Source organism: Proteus columbae (assembly GCF_002777965.1).
In the GTDB taxonomy this organism is placed as follows: domain Bacteria; phylum Pseudomonadota; class Gammaproteobacteria; order Enterobacterales; family Enterobacteriaceae; genus Proteus; species Proteus columbae.
This window is the reverse complement of sequence record NZ_NGVR01000007.1, coordinates 86,742-102,113: the sequence shown is the minus strand read 5'-3', so window position 1 is coordinate 102,113 and position 15,372 is coordinate 86,742. Positions and strand designations below refer to the sequence as shown.

14 protein-coding genes are annotated in these 15,372 nt (G+C 38.9%); 4 read left to right on the top strand and 10 right to left on the bottom strand.

Going from position 1 to position 15,372, the window contains the following annotated elements:
- Nucleotide 1: 1 nt before the first annotated feature.
- The 4 genes from ubiE to CBE70_RS02155 all read right to left on the bottom strand — a co-directional run bounded on the left by ubiE (nt 2) and on the right by CBE70_RS02155 (nt 3,668).
- Nucleotides 2-757, bottom strand: coding sequence for a bifunctional demethylmenaquinone methyltransferase/2-methoxy-6-polyprenyl-1,4-benzoquinol methylase UbiE (gene ubiE, locus CBE70_RS02170; protein WP_075672293.1), 756 nt, complete (start codon nt 755-757; stop codon nt 2-4).
- A gap of 83 nt (nt 758-840) precedes the next feature.
- A complete protein-coding gene (rmuC, locus tag CBE70_RS02165; RefSeq protein WP_100158022.1) occupies nt 841-2,181 on the bottom strand; it encodes a DNA recombination protein RmuC in 1,341 nt (446 codons plus the stop codon).
- Between the two features lie 102 nt (nt 2,182-2,283).
- The gene (locus CBE70_RS02160; RefSeq protein ID WP_100158021.1) at nt 2,284-2,814 is read right to left on the bottom strand and encodes a DedA family protein; all 531 of its coding nucleotides are present in this window, start codon (nt 2,812-2,814) and stop codon (nt 2,284-2,286) included.
- A gap of 71 nt (nt 2,815-2,885) precedes the next feature.
- Nucleotides 2,886-3,668 carry a tyrosine-protein phosphatase gene (locus tag CBE70_RS02155; protein WP_100158020.1) on the bottom strand — a complete coding sequence of 261 codons (783 nt, stop codon included), beginning with the start codon at nt 3,666-3,668 and terminating at the stop codon, nt 2,886-2,888.
- 337 nt (nt 3,669-4,005) lie between these two features.
- Here CBE70_RS02155 and CBE70_RS02150 point away from each other — a divergent pair, with 337 nt between their 5' ends.
- Both CBE70_RS02150 and CBE70_RS02145 read left to right on the top strand, forming a co-directional pair.
- Complete coding sequence (locus CBE70_RS02150; RefSeq protein ID WP_100158019.1) at nt 4,006-4,257, top strand: helix-turn-helix domain-containing protein; 252 nt, start codon at nt 4,006-4,008, stop codon at nt 4,255-4,257.
- Between the two features lie 3 nt (nt 4,258-4,260).
- Complete coding sequence (locus CBE70_RS02145) at nt 4,261-5,580, top strand: type II toxin-antitoxin system HipA family toxin (protein WP_100158038.1); 1,320 nt, start codon at nt 4,261-4,263, stop codon at nt 5,578-5,580.
- Between the two features lie 182 nt (nt 5,581-5,762).
- On the opposite strand, the gene udp is transcribed toward CBE70_RS02145, so the two are convergent.
- Nucleotides 5,763-6,521: a uridine phosphorylase gene (udp, locus tag CBE70_RS02140; protein WP_023583501.1), complete on the bottom strand. Its 759-nt coding sequence runs from the start codon at nt 6,519-6,521 to the stop codon at nt 5,763-5,765.
- Between the two features lie 632 nt (nt 6,522-7,153).
- Between udp and CBE70_RS02135 the strand changes: the two genes are divergently transcribed.
- On the top strand, nt 7,154-7,546 hold the full coding sequence (locus tag CBE70_RS02135; RefSeq protein ID WP_100158018.1) for a YidB family protein: 393 nt from the start codon (nt 7,154-7,156) through the stop codon (nt 7,544-7,546).
- Between the two features lie 79 nt (nt 7,547-7,625).
- On the opposite strand, the gene CBE70_RS02130 is transcribed toward CBE70_RS02135, so the two are convergent.
- Both CBE70_RS02130 and metE read right to left on the bottom strand, forming a co-directional pair.
- Nucleotides 7,626-8,453 carry a hypothetical protein gene (locus CBE70_RS02130; protein ID WP_100158017.1) on the bottom strand — a complete coding sequence of 276 codons (828 nt, stop codon included), beginning with the start codon at nt 8,451-8,453 and terminating at the stop codon, nt 7,626-7,628.
- A 180-nt stretch (nt 8,454-8,633) separates the two neighbouring features.
- A complete protein-coding gene (metE, locus tag CBE70_RS02125; RefSeq protein ID WP_100158016.1) occupies nt 8,634-10,907 on the bottom strand; it encodes a 5-methyltetrahydropteroyltriglutamate--homocysteine S-methyltransferase in 2,274 nt (757 codons plus the stop codon).
- Nucleotides 10,908-11,013: 106 nt separating this feature from the next.
- On the opposite strand from metE, the gene metR reads away from it, so the two are divergent.
- Nucleotides 11,014-11,967, top strand: a complete 954-nt coding sequence (gene metR / locus CBE70_RS02120) for an HTH-type transcriptional regulator MetR (protein WP_100158015.1) — start codon at nt 11,014-11,016, stop codon at nt 11,965-11,967.
- Here the strand turns inward: metR and CBE70_RS02115 are convergent.
- The 3 genes from CBE70_RS02115 to CBE70_RS02105 form a co-directional block, all read right to left on the bottom strand.
- Nucleotides 11,882-12,754, bottom strand: a complete 873-nt coding sequence (locus CBE70_RS02115) for a carboxylate/amino acid/amine transporter (protein WP_100158014.1) — start codon at nt 12,752-12,754, stop codon at nt 11,882-11,884. The two genes, metR and CBE70_RS02115, sit on opposite strands and share 86 nt — an antisense overlap.
- Nucleotides 12,755-12,756: 2 nt before the next feature.
- Nucleotides 12,757-14,406, bottom strand: a complete 1,650-nt coding sequence (locus CBE70_RS02110; protein WP_100158013.1) for a Na+/H+ antiporter — start codon at nt 14,404-14,406, stop codon at nt 12,757-12,759.
- 400 nt (nt 14,407-14,806) lie between these two features.
- Entirely contained in the window at nt 14,807-15,310 is a 504-nt protein-coding gene (locus CBE70_RS02105; protein ID WP_100158012.1) for a GNAT family N-acetyltransferase, read from the bottom strand.
- Nucleotides 15,311-15,372: the final 62 nt, after the last annotated feature.

Genomic DNA, 15,372 nt, shown 5'->3' with positions numbered 1-15,372 from the left:
CTCAGAATTTAAATCCTTTGTGTAATGCAACTATACCTCCGGTCATATTGGTATAGGTAACTTGATCAAATCCCGCTTCTTCCATCATACCTTTTAGTGTTTCTTGGTCTGGATGCATGCGAATTGACTCCGTTAAATAACGGTAACTTTCAGCATCATTCACAATCACTTGGCCAATTTTCGGTAGGATATGGAAAGAGTAAGCATCATAAATCTTGCTTAAAGGATCAAGAACAGGTTTAGAGAATTCCAGTACCAGCAGACGTCCACCTGGCTTTAATACACGGAACATTGAACGTAGCGCTTTTGCTTTATCGGTCACATTACGTAAGCCAAAAGAGATTGTAATGCAATCAAAATGGTTATCAGGGAAAGGTAACTCTTCAGCATTTGCTTGCACATAGTTAACATTACCCACAATACCGTGATCGCGTAGCTTTTCACGTCCCATTTTCAACATTGAGTCATTGATATCAGCTAAAACAACTTCCCCATTTTCGCCCACAAGACGAGAGAATTTAGCTGTTAAATCACCCGTACCACCAGCAAGATCAAGAACACGTTGGTTACGTCTTACGCCACTTGCTTCAATGGTATAACGTTTCCAAATACGGTGAACACCGAAAGACATCAAGTCATTCATTAAATCATACTTAGACGCGACAGAGTGAAAAACCCTTGCAACCATGGTTTGTTTATCATCTTTGTCAACGGTTTGGAAACCAAAATCTGTTGTTTCCTTAGTTTGTTGAGTCATATTATTTGCCCGCTAATTAATCAAAATTTAGTAAATTCAGTACTGGTCGTTTTTAGAAGTCTTTATCTCTTTATTTTATCAAATCAATCAGATGCTGATTTTTCAATGAGATCATTATCAATCGTTTTTTTTATCTCAACCCCTAAGGATTTAAAGCCTTCCGCTTGACTGATAAGATTTCCACGACCTTCAGAGAGTTTTTTCATCGCTAATAGATAGCCAGATTGCGCTTTTTGAATACTATTTCCTAGCCCTTGCATATCATCAACGAAAAGTCTTAATTTGTCATACATTTTAGCCGCTCTGTCTGCAATTTCTTGCGCATTTTGGCTTTGATATTCATAACGCCACAATGCGGCTATTGTACGCAAAGCAACAAGTAAAGTAGATGGCCCAACTAACATAATATTGTTTTTCAATGCTTCTTCTAGCAAGTCAGGAGAGTGACCAATTGCAACAAGATAAGCGGGCTCAATAGGTATAAACATTAAAACATAGTCTAAAGACGTTACACCCGGTAGTTTATGATAATCTTTTACACTCAATCCTTTAATATGCGCTTTAATTGAGTTCACATGCGCATAAAGCGCCTGTTTACGCTCATTATCATTATCACTACTAAAATACTTTTCATATGCCACCAGCGACATTTTAGCGTCGATAATAACATCTCTACCATGAGGTAGATGCACAATCACATCAGGTTGATAGCGACTACCATTTTCATGTCGAATACTTACCTGTGTTTCAAACTCATGACCTTCACGTAATCCTGAAGTCTCTAATATACGTGCTAATACCGTTTCGCCCCAATTACCTTGAACTTTATTATCCCCTTTTAGGGCATTCGTTAAGTTAACGGCTTCTTGTGCCATTTTTACATTCAATTGTTGGAGTTGGCGAATTTCATGAACTAAAGTATGTCGCTCTCTGGCTTCTTGCCCAAAACCATCTTGAACTTGTCGCCGAAAGCTTTCGAGCTGTTCACGAAATGGTGACAGTAAATGTGTTAATCCTTGGCGATTTAACTCTTCGGCTTTACGTCCACTCTGTTCAAAAATACGATTAGCTAAGTTCTCAAACTGTGTTGCAAGCCGTTGCTCGCTATTAATTAATAATCGCTGTTTTTCTTCTGCAGATATTCGGCTTTCTTCCCAACGAGTTGTCACTTCTCTTAATTCCGCTTCTTGAGAAGTAATAATTTCTCTCTGAGCACGTAACTCTTGCTCTAGTTGTTCTATATGTTGTTGTAAAGAGGGGATAATCACCGCTTTTTCTTGGGCGATAGCAAGCTGTGTATGATTTTCACGTAGCATAGCTTCTTTATCAGATAAACGTTGTTGGATAGACCACCAAACCAGCGCGCCACCAACAAGCACTCCACCTAATAAACCAATGATCCCGTATAACAACTGAATATCCACTAAAGTGACCTTTTTACTTTCCAGCGGGCTACGTTAAAACGCATAGGTAATATTGTCTAGCAACAATTTACATCATGACTTGATTTGCGATAAAGGACGCAGTTATCCCATCCATTTCGCAAGCCATTGCAAACCAAAAGCACCGGGCGCCAAAATACCAAATGCCCAAATCATGGCTGATGTTAAATTAGCAATTTGAAAATAACGTTGTGGCATCGCACAAATACCCGCAACTAATGGGACAATTGCACGAAAAGGCCCAAAAAATCGCCCAATAAACACCCCCCAAATTCCCCAACGATTAAAGAATTGATGACCTCTAACTAATGTTTGTGGTGAACGTGAAATGGGCCACAAGTTTCTCACACCTTCTTTATAGTGAAATCCGACCCAGTACGATACCCAATCACCAAAGAAAGCACCTAATGCAGCAGCAAGCCAAATCGGCCAGAAAAACAGACCACTCTCACCAATTAAGGCACCTAATCCCAATAAAATAACCGTGGCAGGAATAAGCAAAGAGATAAATGCGAGTGACTCACCAAAAGCAAGAAAAAACACGATCGGAATAGCCCAAATTTCGTGCTCTTTTACAAAAAGAGTGATGGTATGAATAATGTCTTGTACTGTCAAAATAGAGACCTTAAATTCGGTTAACCTAAGTAAAATAAAAAGTTTTGATTAACCGAATATAAATCACTTTATTATTCGAGAAAATAATTTTGTAAAGTATCTCGGCTAGAAGCATCCAAACCGATATCCTTCTCTAGCCAAGTATCCACATTACCGTAATGCTGATTAATACTGGCCAATGCCGTTTGCAAAAACTCTTCTCGTACTGAATAAACATAGGCAAATTTATCAACAATGTTATCACTCATTGTTTTGGCATGTTCTTCTAAAAGATAAGCGCGATACGGCGCTAATGTTTCATTGGTAAGCAGGTAATCTTCCATCACCACATCTAAAGATGCACCAAGCGCAAATAACACTAAAGCAGAGCCAACACCTGTTCTGTCTTTACCAACAGCACAATGTTGTACAACTCCCCCTTTCTCGGGTTGCTTTAATAATGTTGCCAGTTGTTTATATGCAGGATTATTAATAGGAAGTAATTCATACAACTGGAACATAAATGCCTTTGCATCAAACTGTTCGAGGATCTCAGGCGTTAGCTTTTCCAAATTAGCAGAAACTTCTTTCGATAATGGGTTTGCAGGTGCATGGTAATATTGCGCACCATCCCAAACTCTATCAGGTTTATCAACAATTTCACCGGTGTCACGATAGTCGATAATTTGAAAAAGATTTTTATCAATAAGAAGGGATTGATCAGTATCCGTCAGCCTATCCAGTGATCCAGAGCGAAATAACATGCCCGGCTTGATAATACCGCCGTTACTCAATTTTTTGCCCCCTAAATCACGGAAGTTAATTCCACCGGTTAAAGGCAACACTGAAGGGTGTGTCTGCAAAATATCAGTCATAACGCCTCTTTTCATTTTTGTATTGTTCAGCCTCTAACGACCTTAACAGAAATAAGGTTCTATTGTCATTCCATATTAACTTAATGAATTAGTGCATAAAAAAACTTCTTAATACCTTATTATTTTGGGGCTTGTTTGTATTTAAAATCTCATATTTATCCCCTGTAGGGGTTATATTGATTTTATCCCCTGTAGAGGTTATATTGATTTTATCCCCTGTAGGGGTTATATTGATTTTATCCCTTGTAGGGGTTATATTGATTTTATCCCCTACAGGGGTTAAATTATTTACATTTCCCTATTAGGGAGAGTGAAGATGATTATCATTGGGGGATAAATGAAGATAACCACACCCACTATGTTGTCCGCTGCCATGCGAGATCAACGTAAGCAAAGTAAACTTACTCAGGCACAAACGGCAGAACAAGTCGGTATCAAACAGACGACAGTCTCTGATTTTGAGAACAAGCCCGAATCAACGAAGCTCGAAACGTTATTCAAAATACTCGCTTCTTTGGATCTCGAACTTCATGTGGTGAAACGTGGTTCAACACTAAATGAAGGTAAAACTTGGAGCAAGGAGTGGTAAGTGATGAAAACTCAGATGCTATCTGTTGCAATGAATGGCGACTTGGTGGGAACACTGTACAAAAATCCTGATGGTGGGATGTCATTCCAATATGCAGAAGAATGGTTAGCAGAATCTGGCTCACGTGCAATCTCATTATCACTACCGTTGCAACATGGACACATAACTGGAAGTGCTGTTTACAACTTTTTTAGTAATCTCCTGCCTGATTCTGAAGTAATTATTAATCGGATGCAGGCTCGCTTTCAAGTAAAGACTGACCATCCTTTTGATTTGCTCGCCGCAGTGGGTCGTGATTGCGTAGGAGCCATTCAGCTATATTCTCCTGATGTTGAAATCCCTTCAGTGATGGCGATACATGCAGAACCTCTGGATGAAAAACAAATTGAAGAACTGCTAGACGGTTACCAAACCTCGCCCCTTGGAATGAAAGAAGATGTGGATTTTCGGATCTCCCTTGCTGGAGCTCAAGAAAAAACAGCGCTGCTTTGGTATAAGGGTTTGTGGCAACGCCCACAAGGCAGTACACCAACAAGCCATATCTTCAAATTGCCAATAGGGCTGATTGAGCACCATAATATTGATCTGCGTGAAAGCTGTGAAAACGAGTGGCTATGCTTGTGTATTGCTAGGGAATTTGGATTTCCAGTCGCCAACGCTGAGTTGGCAATGTTCGGTCAGAAAAAAATACTGATTGTTGAGCGCTTCGATCGGAAGTGGTCTTCGATTGGTAACTGGCTACTACGCCTTCCCCAAGAAGATTGCTGTCAAGCACTGGGGGTTGCACCTGCATTAAAATATGAAGCGCACGGTGGACCGGGTATTGAAGCTATCATGCAGTTGCTTTTAGGCTCACGTATAGCACTTGAAGATAGAGAAATATTCTTTAAATCACAAATTTTGTTCTGGATGCTTGCTGCAATAGATGGGCATGGAAAGAACTTTTCCCTCTTCATTGAATCTGGGACATCTTTTCGTTTAACACCATTATATGATGTCATGTCTGCTTTCCCTATTTTTGCAACACGAGGAATTGACGTCCAAAAAGCCAAAATGGCGATGGCACTACAAGGGAAAAACAAGCAATATAATTTTTCGAAGATACAACCCCGCCATTTTATCAGTACCGCGACACAGGTCGGATTTTCAGAAAAAGTAGCAACTCAACTCATTCTTGATATGGCAGAGAAGACAGATGCTGTTATTGCTACTGTATTAACTCAGCTACCCACAGATTTTCCTGAACATATAAGTAATGCCATTTTTGGTGGTTTATCCAAGCAAGCCAATAAGATAAAAAGATGGATTAGCACTCAAGAATAGCACAAACTACCAAGAGCAAGAGCTTAGTTTAAACATTTTCGAGATGCTTTTTCTGCTACATATTGATTCACAATAATGATTTCAAATCTCGATTGTATTTGGATATAAAAAACCCCAATAATTAGTTACTTAATTATTGGGGTCATATCAATTAAGAGCGTTTAGCATTCAAGTTAAAAAACTTATTTCATTAAAATACGAGCGGCTTCGATAACGATACCTAGTGCATTATTTTCAGTTTTCTTCAGTAATTCCGCGTCTGGAATTTCTTGTTGAGTACGGTTTACGATAACACCGGCAACCATACCTGCACGTAAACCTTGGCTTGCACACATTGTCAATAATGTTGCAGATTCCATTTCATAGTTCATTACGCCCATTTCTTGCCACTCTTTCATAGAGCCTTTGAAACGGCGAACAACACGACCTGTATAGGTGTCGTAACGTTCTTGTCCTGGATAGAATGTATCTGAAGATGCAGTAACACCTACGTGTACAGTTGAGCCATTGTCTTTAGCGGCTTTGTACAGTGCGTTCATACATTCAAAATCAGAAACAGCTGGGAATTCCATTGGTGCGAAATGTAAGCTTGCGCCATCTAAACGAACCGCAGCCGTAGTCACAAGAATATCACCAACATTGATATGTTCTTGAATTGCACCAGTTGTACCAATACGTAAGAAAGTACGGATACCTAACTGTGCTAATTCTTCAACTGCGATAGAGGTAGATGGACCACCGATACCTGTTGAACAAACAATGACAGCTTTGCCATCAATTTCGCCACGCCATGACGTGTATTCACGTAAAGAAGCCAGATGAACTGGGTTATCCATTAATTTTGCAATTTTTTCAACACGCTTAGGATCACCTGGAACAATTGCTAAAGTGGCACCCTGTAGGTCATTTTTGGTTAAACCTAAGTGAAATACATCAGACATATCGGACTCCTCAATGGGACAAAACCAATGATCATTAAATTAAAAGTTACTGTATCAGTTTTTCAGACCTTTTTAGTGACCAATATCACTTACAAGAAACCATACGAAGTAACAATTTCATAAAATTGTGATTATCATCACGAAAAATGGCATTTGAAATACATTATCCACGAATACATTATCAATATTCGCCTACATCAATCATTAACTAAAATAAACATTCCTCTCATCAGTATAGACGAGGTAAATACCTTAATGCACATATACTCAATACAAATAAATATCCTAGCGAATATCTACTCTAAATAATTAGAGGTGTAGCTAGGCGACAAGTAAATGAGTTGCTAGGAACATACATAAGTATGTGACTAATGCGAATAAACGCAGTCAACAACGCTACAGCTTAAAATTCAACGAGTAAATACTCTAAATAATTCAAGTCACAGCTAGGCGACAAGTGAATGAGTCACTAGGAACATACACAAGTATGTGACTAGTGTGAATAAACGCAGTCAACAACGCTGTGGCTTGAAGTATGACGAGTAGCTTGAAGTATAACGAACATAGTGAGTACACTACCCGCCCTTAAAATAAACATCTAATGTGACAAACAGATCGTCACAGGAGTGAACATGAGCTTATTTAACCAAATTGCGAGCCTACTAGGTGGCGAAAAAATCAACCAATATAAAACTGTTCTTGATTGGATTGGATCTCAAGGCGGCATTGAAGGCTTAGTAAAACAATTTGATACAGCAGGTTTAAGTGAACTTATTCAATCTTGGATAAGTACAAATACAAATTTACCTATCAGTGCTGAACAAATCGTAACGGTTTTTTCATCACCTGTTATTAATGAACTTGCGTCAAAAATTAATTTAAGTGCGACAGAAGCCTCTGAAATGGCAGCGCAATATTTACCTAAATTAATTGATAAAGTTACCCCGGATGGCGTTGTACCTAAAGACTTAGATTTAGTCAGTGCGGGTATGGATATTTTAAAAGCGAAAATTTTCGGTGGCTAAATAAACAGACTGCTTTAATGCGTTTTCCCTTATAATTTCATAAGAGGAAACGCATCACGTTCTTAATAATCAAAATTGATTACAGTAAACCTTCCTCAATCAACGCTTCATGAAAACGTTGTTTCTCTTCAGGTGTTGCCTGAATACGTTCTAAAGGTACATCCAAAGCATAAGGGATATTTTGTTGTGGTGAATAAACGGCTAATACGTAGGTATTTCCATTTTGCTCCATCACAATAGGAGGTGTTTTCTTATTCCCTGAATAAGCAATACGAATATCTTTACCCTCTAAATTAAGATGATAAGTGGCAATAAATTGCTTATTACTCACAACCATTTTTGCTGGAATGGCTATTAATTTTAAAGGTTGAGTTCCCACTGATAATAATGCTTTTCTCACTTTACTCGTCAGTATTTGACGATAAATAAAAAAGATCACACAAAAACCAAATAATCCGACAAAAATAATCGTGCTAATTAAACGAAGCCAAATATTATCTATCGCCACATCAACAGTCATTTTACTTAGATCATTTGCATCAGCGACGGGTTCAACTAACACATCTTTGGGGCCTAAATCTAAAAAAGTAAAATTGCGCGAAACTTCATTGCCTTTATAACGTAGATCAACACTACAGTTAGTAAGAACAAAGAGTTGAGAACGACAAGAGCCATTCACTGTAGCATCAACAGGTACTGCATTCTCACTGATTTTATAATCATAAAGAATATTGGGAATTTGATAAGCACTAAATACCGTCATTGCTAACATGAAAATAACTAAGAATAAGGTGCGAAATAATCCACCGTCTCCTCTTAGTGGAACTAATTTCAAAGGTCTAGTTGGAAAAGCATCTAATACTTTATCCGAAAGTTTAATGCTAGTTTGCACAATAATTATATCCATAAAATTAGAGAATTTTGCAGTATAGCAACTCTAATGAATATCAATAATAAGATTTACTCTAGGTTTTAATGAATACCTTTTTTAAAAATGTTATATAAATTTAGCCTGCTATTTTGACTATACAACTTATCTAAAGTAGCAGATCAAAAATAACAGGCTAAAAAACTATTAATTATTTTATTACACGCTCTGACGTAAATATTTAGCAGCCTCAACCATATTCGCTAATGCTGCGCGTGTTTCAGTCCAACCTCGTGTTTTTAATCCACAATCTGGATTCACCCATAAACGCTCTGCGGGAATTCGAGATTGCGCTTTTCTTAATAAACCGACGATCCATTCCACATTTGGCACATTAGGTGAGTGAATATCATAAACACCTGGTCCAATTTCATTTGGATAATCAAAGTGCTCAAAGGCTTCTAGCAATTCCATATCTGAACGTGATGTTTCGATTGTAATCACATCAGCATCCAGCGCTGCAATTGAATCCATGATGTCATTAAATTCGCAATAACACATGTGGGTATGAATTTGTGTCTCATCATCGGCAATGGCGGCACTTAATTTAAAGGCATCGACTGCCCAATCAAGGTAAGCCTGCCACTCATTACGGCGCAGTGGTAAACCTTCACGTAACGCAGGCTCATCGATTTGAATAATACCAATACCTGCTTTTTGTAAATCATCCACTTCATCACGCAGCGCTAACGCGATCTGTTTTGCAATCATTTCACGCGTCACATCTTCACGAGGGAAAGACCAACATAAAATTGTCACAGGGCCTGTTAACATACCTTTGACTGGTTTTTCCGTTAATGACTGTGCGTAAGTTGCCCAATCCACGGTAATAGGTGCTGGGCGACTAATATCACCGATAATCACAGGTGGTTTTACACAACGAGAACCATAGCTTTGTACCCAGCCATTTTGCGTAAACACATAACCATCAAAATGCTCACCAAAATACTCCACCATGTCGTTACGTTCTGCTTCGCCATGAACTAATACATCAAGACCAAGATTTTCTTGTTCGGATATTGCTTGCTTAATATGTTCGCTGATATTTGTGCGATAAGCCGCCGTATCGATGCGCCCTTTCTTAAAATCTAAACGGACAGTTCGAATTTCTGTTGTTTGTGGGAATGAACCAATTGTAGTGGTTGGCCATAATGGCAAATTAAATCGAGTTCGTTGTACTTCTGCGCGTTGGGTATAAGGTGAATTTCTTTCACTATCCTGTGCTTCAATTGCCTGTAAACGAGCTTCAACTGTTGCATTATGTACACGAGTTGAGTACTGACGTTGACGAATTGGCGCACTATACTGTGCCAGTTGTTCATCATATTCACCTTCTGGTGCATTCAATGCCTTAGCCAACAAAGCGACTTCTTCACATTTTTGAACAGCAAAAGCAAACCAGCTTTTTACTTCATCATCAAGTTTCGTCTCTGCATTTAAATCAATTGGGCTATGTAGTAATGAACATGAAGTTCCGATCCACAATGGACGTTTCCCTTTTAGTGCAATCACTTGCTGATAACGCGCACTTAAATCTGCTTTCCACACATTTCGACCATTAATCGCACCTAATGACAGAACCCAATCTTTAGGTAATGCTTGGTGTAAATGCTGCAAATCATCTTGTCCTGCAGAAATATCAACATGAAGCCCATTAACAGGTAAGTTTTTAATAATATCAAGATGATGAGAAATACCATCAAAATAGGTCGTCAGCAGTAATTTAACTTCTCCCGCTAATGCTTGATAAGCTGTTTGATACGCATTTTGCCATTCAACAGGTAGATCCAGTACCAATGCAGGCTCATCAATTTGCACCCACTCAATACCTTTCTCTTTTAATGCGGAAATAACTTGTTGATAGATAGGTAAAATATCTTTTAGAAGCGTTAATCTATCAAATTCAGGCCCTTTTACTTTACCTAGCCACAAGTAAGTCACTGGACCGAGTAAAACAGGTTTTATTTTATGACCTAACGCTAATGCTTCATCGACTTCTTCTAGTAGCGCTTTCCATGCAAAGGTAAACGACTGACCTTGTTGAAATTCAGGTACGATATAGTGATAGTTAGTATTAAACCATTTCGTCATTTCAGATGCAGCCGCAGGTTTACCTGTTGGCGCTCTACCACGAGCGACTCTAAATAGAGTATCAAGATCGAGTGAGCCATCTTCATTACGGTGACGAGGTGGTACGTTACCTAACAGCAAGCTTGTACCTAACACTTGGTCATACCAAGCAAAATCACCAACAGGTAATAATTCAACACCTGCATTTGCTTGTTGTTGCCAATGGCGAGCACGTAATTCTTTACCAATTTCAATAAGTTCCGCTTGAGAAATCTTACCAGCCCAATAATTTTCTTGCGCCTTTTTTAGCTCTCTATCTAAGCCAATGCGAGGGAAACCGAGTGTGTGATTGCGAATTGTCATAATTAAAATCCTATTTTTAGCCGTCTAGATGTTTACACATCCATAATCTACAGGTAGTGTATAAATCACAAGCGCAAATTTTTCATCAACCACTTGAAGGTTTCTCATGATAGAAATAAAACATTTAAAAACGATCTTAGCCTTGAAGCACACTGGCTCTCTTGCTAACGCAGCAAATCAATTGCATCAAACGCAATCGGCTCTTTCACATCAATTTAGTGAATTAGAACATCGCCTTGGTTATCGAATTTTTGTACGTAAAAGCCAGCCACTGCGCTTTACTTCACAAGGGGAAGTGCTCGTTAAATTAGCAGAAGAAGTATTGCCTATCGTTCGTAGGGCCATTGAAGCGTGTAATGAGCCGGGTAGTGTGAATTTGAATATAGCGATTGAATGCCATAGTTGTATTCAATGGTTAACCCCTGCATTACAGCAATATCGCCAAACATGGCCTGAAGTGACTGTTGATTTTCATTCAGGTGTTACCTTTGATCCACAGCCAGCATTATTACAACGTGAATTAGATGTCGTGTTAACATCCGATATCTTGGATGATCCTCGTTTACACTACACGCCGTTATTTGACTATGAAGTGAAATTAGTTTTATCGCCAGATCACCCTCTTGCTAATCGCTTACATATTCAGCCACAAGATTTAATTGCAGAAACCTTATTTATTTATCCCGTACAAAGAGAGCGCTTTGATGTATGGCGTCATTTCTTACAACCTGCGGGGATCACACCACATTTTAAACATGTCGATAATACATTGTTATTAATTCAAATGGTTGCAGCCGGCATGGGAATTGCTGCATTACCTCATTGGGCTGTTGAGAATTTTGAAAAACAAGGATTAGTCGTTACAAAAACATTAGGCGAGGGATTATGGAGCCGGTTATATGCCGCTAACCGTAGTGGAGAGCAACATCAACCGGCAATTCGAGAGTTTATTCGCTTATCGTGCCAGCACGCTGTTAACAATCTTCCTTTTGTAAAGCAGGTCGGCGTATCCAGCGTCGATGGATCCAAAGTGATGCAACAATCAGGCTCGCGCCTATGATGAAACTTGGCCAATTTGGATGTTGCTGCCAAATAGAAAAATTCACTAATAATCCTGCTGGAACCATCATGTTATTCATAATAGCCAAGGTTCCAGCATCAACTTGTGTGGCACCATAGTTCCACATGAAATACCCTATTCCAGAAGCGCCAATTCCTAACCAGAGTAAAACACCCCACTGTAGTGATGTTGCTGGCATTTTCTGCCAATCAGCAAAACACAATGCGCCAATCAGTGAAACGACAACGGCACCAAGATAAAACCAAGAAAATGCATGATGTTGTGGAATAGGATGCACTTCCATTAATCGTTTATAACCGACCTGACCAATCGCAAAGAAAATATTAGCCAGCTGTACTAATAACAGGCCATACCAAAAATCATCACTTAAATGGTCATAGCGAATAATCGCGGCCCCTAACACTGCTAATAATGAGCTAAAGACATAACCCCAACGTAATCTTTGACGTTCTAATAAATCATAAATTAACGTGACATAAAGCGGTGTTAATACTGTAAACAGTAAGAATTCTGCGACAGTTAAATAGTTATAAGCATGGAAGACAAACAGATACATAATGCCAAGTTGGCACGCACCCACACTCATATAGAGCAAAATCACCTTACCGCGAATTCCTTTCCAACGTAAAAACGGCAAAAAAACCAAAGCCGCTAAAGAAACACGGATCAAAACAGAGAGCCAGCTATCAACCTGACCCGCGAGATACTCGCCGATCAGGCTAAAAGAGGCTGCCCATAACAATGTTGTAATAACAAGCAGCCACATAATTAACTATCTTTCTCTACTAATAACGCTTCCATTAAATCCAACTCATGTAGCAATAATTGGAGTGTTTCATTACTGATTTTTCGCGTTGCTCTTAAATGGTAAAGCTCACCACGTTCGGCACGTAATGCCGTTAAACGAAAACGTCTTTCGAGATCTTCTTCTAACGCGTTATGAACCATTTCATCTTGAGTCGCAGTACGGCGTCTTAAATAACCCGTTACACGAGAAGCAACTTCATTAATTTCTTCCGCATCCAACTGCTCTTCGGTACTTGCAGCCAAGCGCTCTTCCATTTTATTCAGACTGACAATTGCCACTTCTGCCATCACTTTACGCGCATAGCGAACTTCGTTTTTATCTGCTTCTTTGTCAGTTGCCTTCACGCCTTTTAGTAGGAAAGGAAGTGAAATAATACCCACTAAAATTGACAGTAAAATAACACCAGCAGCAATAAAGATAATTTGATAACGCCCAGGGAAAGTACTGCCATCGGTTAAAAAGAGTGGAATAGAAAGCGCACCTGCAAGCGTAATAGCACCACGAACACCTGCAAAAGACGATAACCACAACTCACGCGTTGTATAATTAGCGAAATCAAGTGGATGCTTTTTCATAAAGATCCGGCTGATCTTCTTCATTAGCCATAACCACGTAAAGCGCAGGATCAGCAGTGCAAAGTAGATAACAAAAACGGCTGCAAACAGCATCCAGACTTCAACTTCAGGGTCAAGATCGGCTTGAATAACAGAGCTTGTCCAGATAATAGGAAGCTGTAAGCCAAGCATGATAAAAACAAGGCCGTTAAAGACAAATTCAAGCATTGACCACACGCTATCAGCACGTAAACGCATCGCAAGAGGCGCATTTCTGATAACACCTGATTTACTGATAGTCATACCAGCAGCAACAGCCGCTAAAATGCCTGAAAAACCAATATGCTCTGCAATAAGGTAAGAGGCAAAAGGCAGCAACAACATAAAGACGATTTGTGTAGCCGGATCGTCTCCGCTCCAACGACTCATCAATCGTAAAGATTTACTGTAAACTAAGGTGACACCGATACCTGCTAGTAATCCACCAACGGCAACTTTGAAGAATTCAAGGGTTGCACCACCAACAGTAAACACCATTGTTCCCATTGCCACAGCAACCGCAAATTTCAAGGCAACCAGACCTGAAGCATCATTCATTAATGCTTCACCCTCTAAGATGCCCATTATTCGCTTAGGTATTCGCCCTTTACCGACAATGGAAGAGAGTGCAACCGCATCCGTTGGCGAAAGTACTGCTGCCAATGCAAATGCCGAAATAAGAGGGATACTTGGCATCATCCAATAAATAAGATAACCAATACCAACAACGGTCACCATGACTAAAACAAGCACAAGAATAAAAATCTCACGCCCATTTTGGATAAATTCTCGTGTCGGTGTTTTCCAACCATCAACAAAAAGTAAAGGCGGGATCAATAGAACGAGGAATAATTCAGGATCAAAAGTGACATGTAAACCAAACTGAGGCCATGCCAATAAAGCCCCTATCACAATCTGTATTAATGGTAACGGAACACGAAAGGGAATTAACTTTGTAATAACTCCCGAAACTGAAACCACCAGTATTAAAATCAAAATAGTAAAGAAAATTTCCATGTTACCCTTACATGCCTATTTTTATCCTGAAAATCTGCCATCTTTCCCTTATAAAAGGAAAACCTACCGAACGATAAAGAAACATATTATGTAAAATTCGCGCATCATATCTTTCTTTATCTATACATCTATGCTTATTTTAAACAGATCCCACACAGACTCTGTGAGAATATTTAAAAATTAAGACTAATCGTATCTAACACCGCACATTGTACGCAATTTATTGCTCTCTATTTATTAACGGCATTAATTATAGAAAACATACGTTTTTATTTCTCTTTTTCAGTCTAAGCAATGTAATAGACCGTATAAAAACGTAAAACGTTAAGTAATTAAATAAAAAATAATAGATAAATGACAATTGCGATTAATTTTGAGAGCTAACTCGTAATGCTAATGATTATTCAATTGTTCTTAACATCGACATCATGACAACATCACAATATTTACCCTCTCTAAAAGCAGCCTTACGGCGTACTCCTTCAACTTCAAAGCCTAATTTCTTATACAAATGCAAGCCTCTTTCGTTGTATGAATACACTTCTAATTCTAATCGCGTGGCTGCTAACCAATTGAAAGCATAGTCAATAGCGGTATTGATAAGTAATTTACCGACACCTTTTCCGGAGTATTCAGCGCCAACACCAATACCAAAACTCACAATGTGGCGACGACGAGGATGATTATCGATTATTAGTGCTAAATGTCCCGCAATTTGATCATCAATGGTTGCCACAAAATTAGGGATATTTTGTTCTGAAAATTCAAGTAGTCTTTTTTTCCACATCGTGACTGAAGGATAAGGAAATTGGCAAGTGCAAATATATAAATCTGGGTGTGTATATAGCTGTTGAATTGCTGATGCGTCGTCAGGTTCACCGTGGCGTATTTTTATTTCTTGCATATCTTCTACCAACTATTTAATAACTAGGCTTAATTTCGACAATAGCGAATAAAAGTAGATAA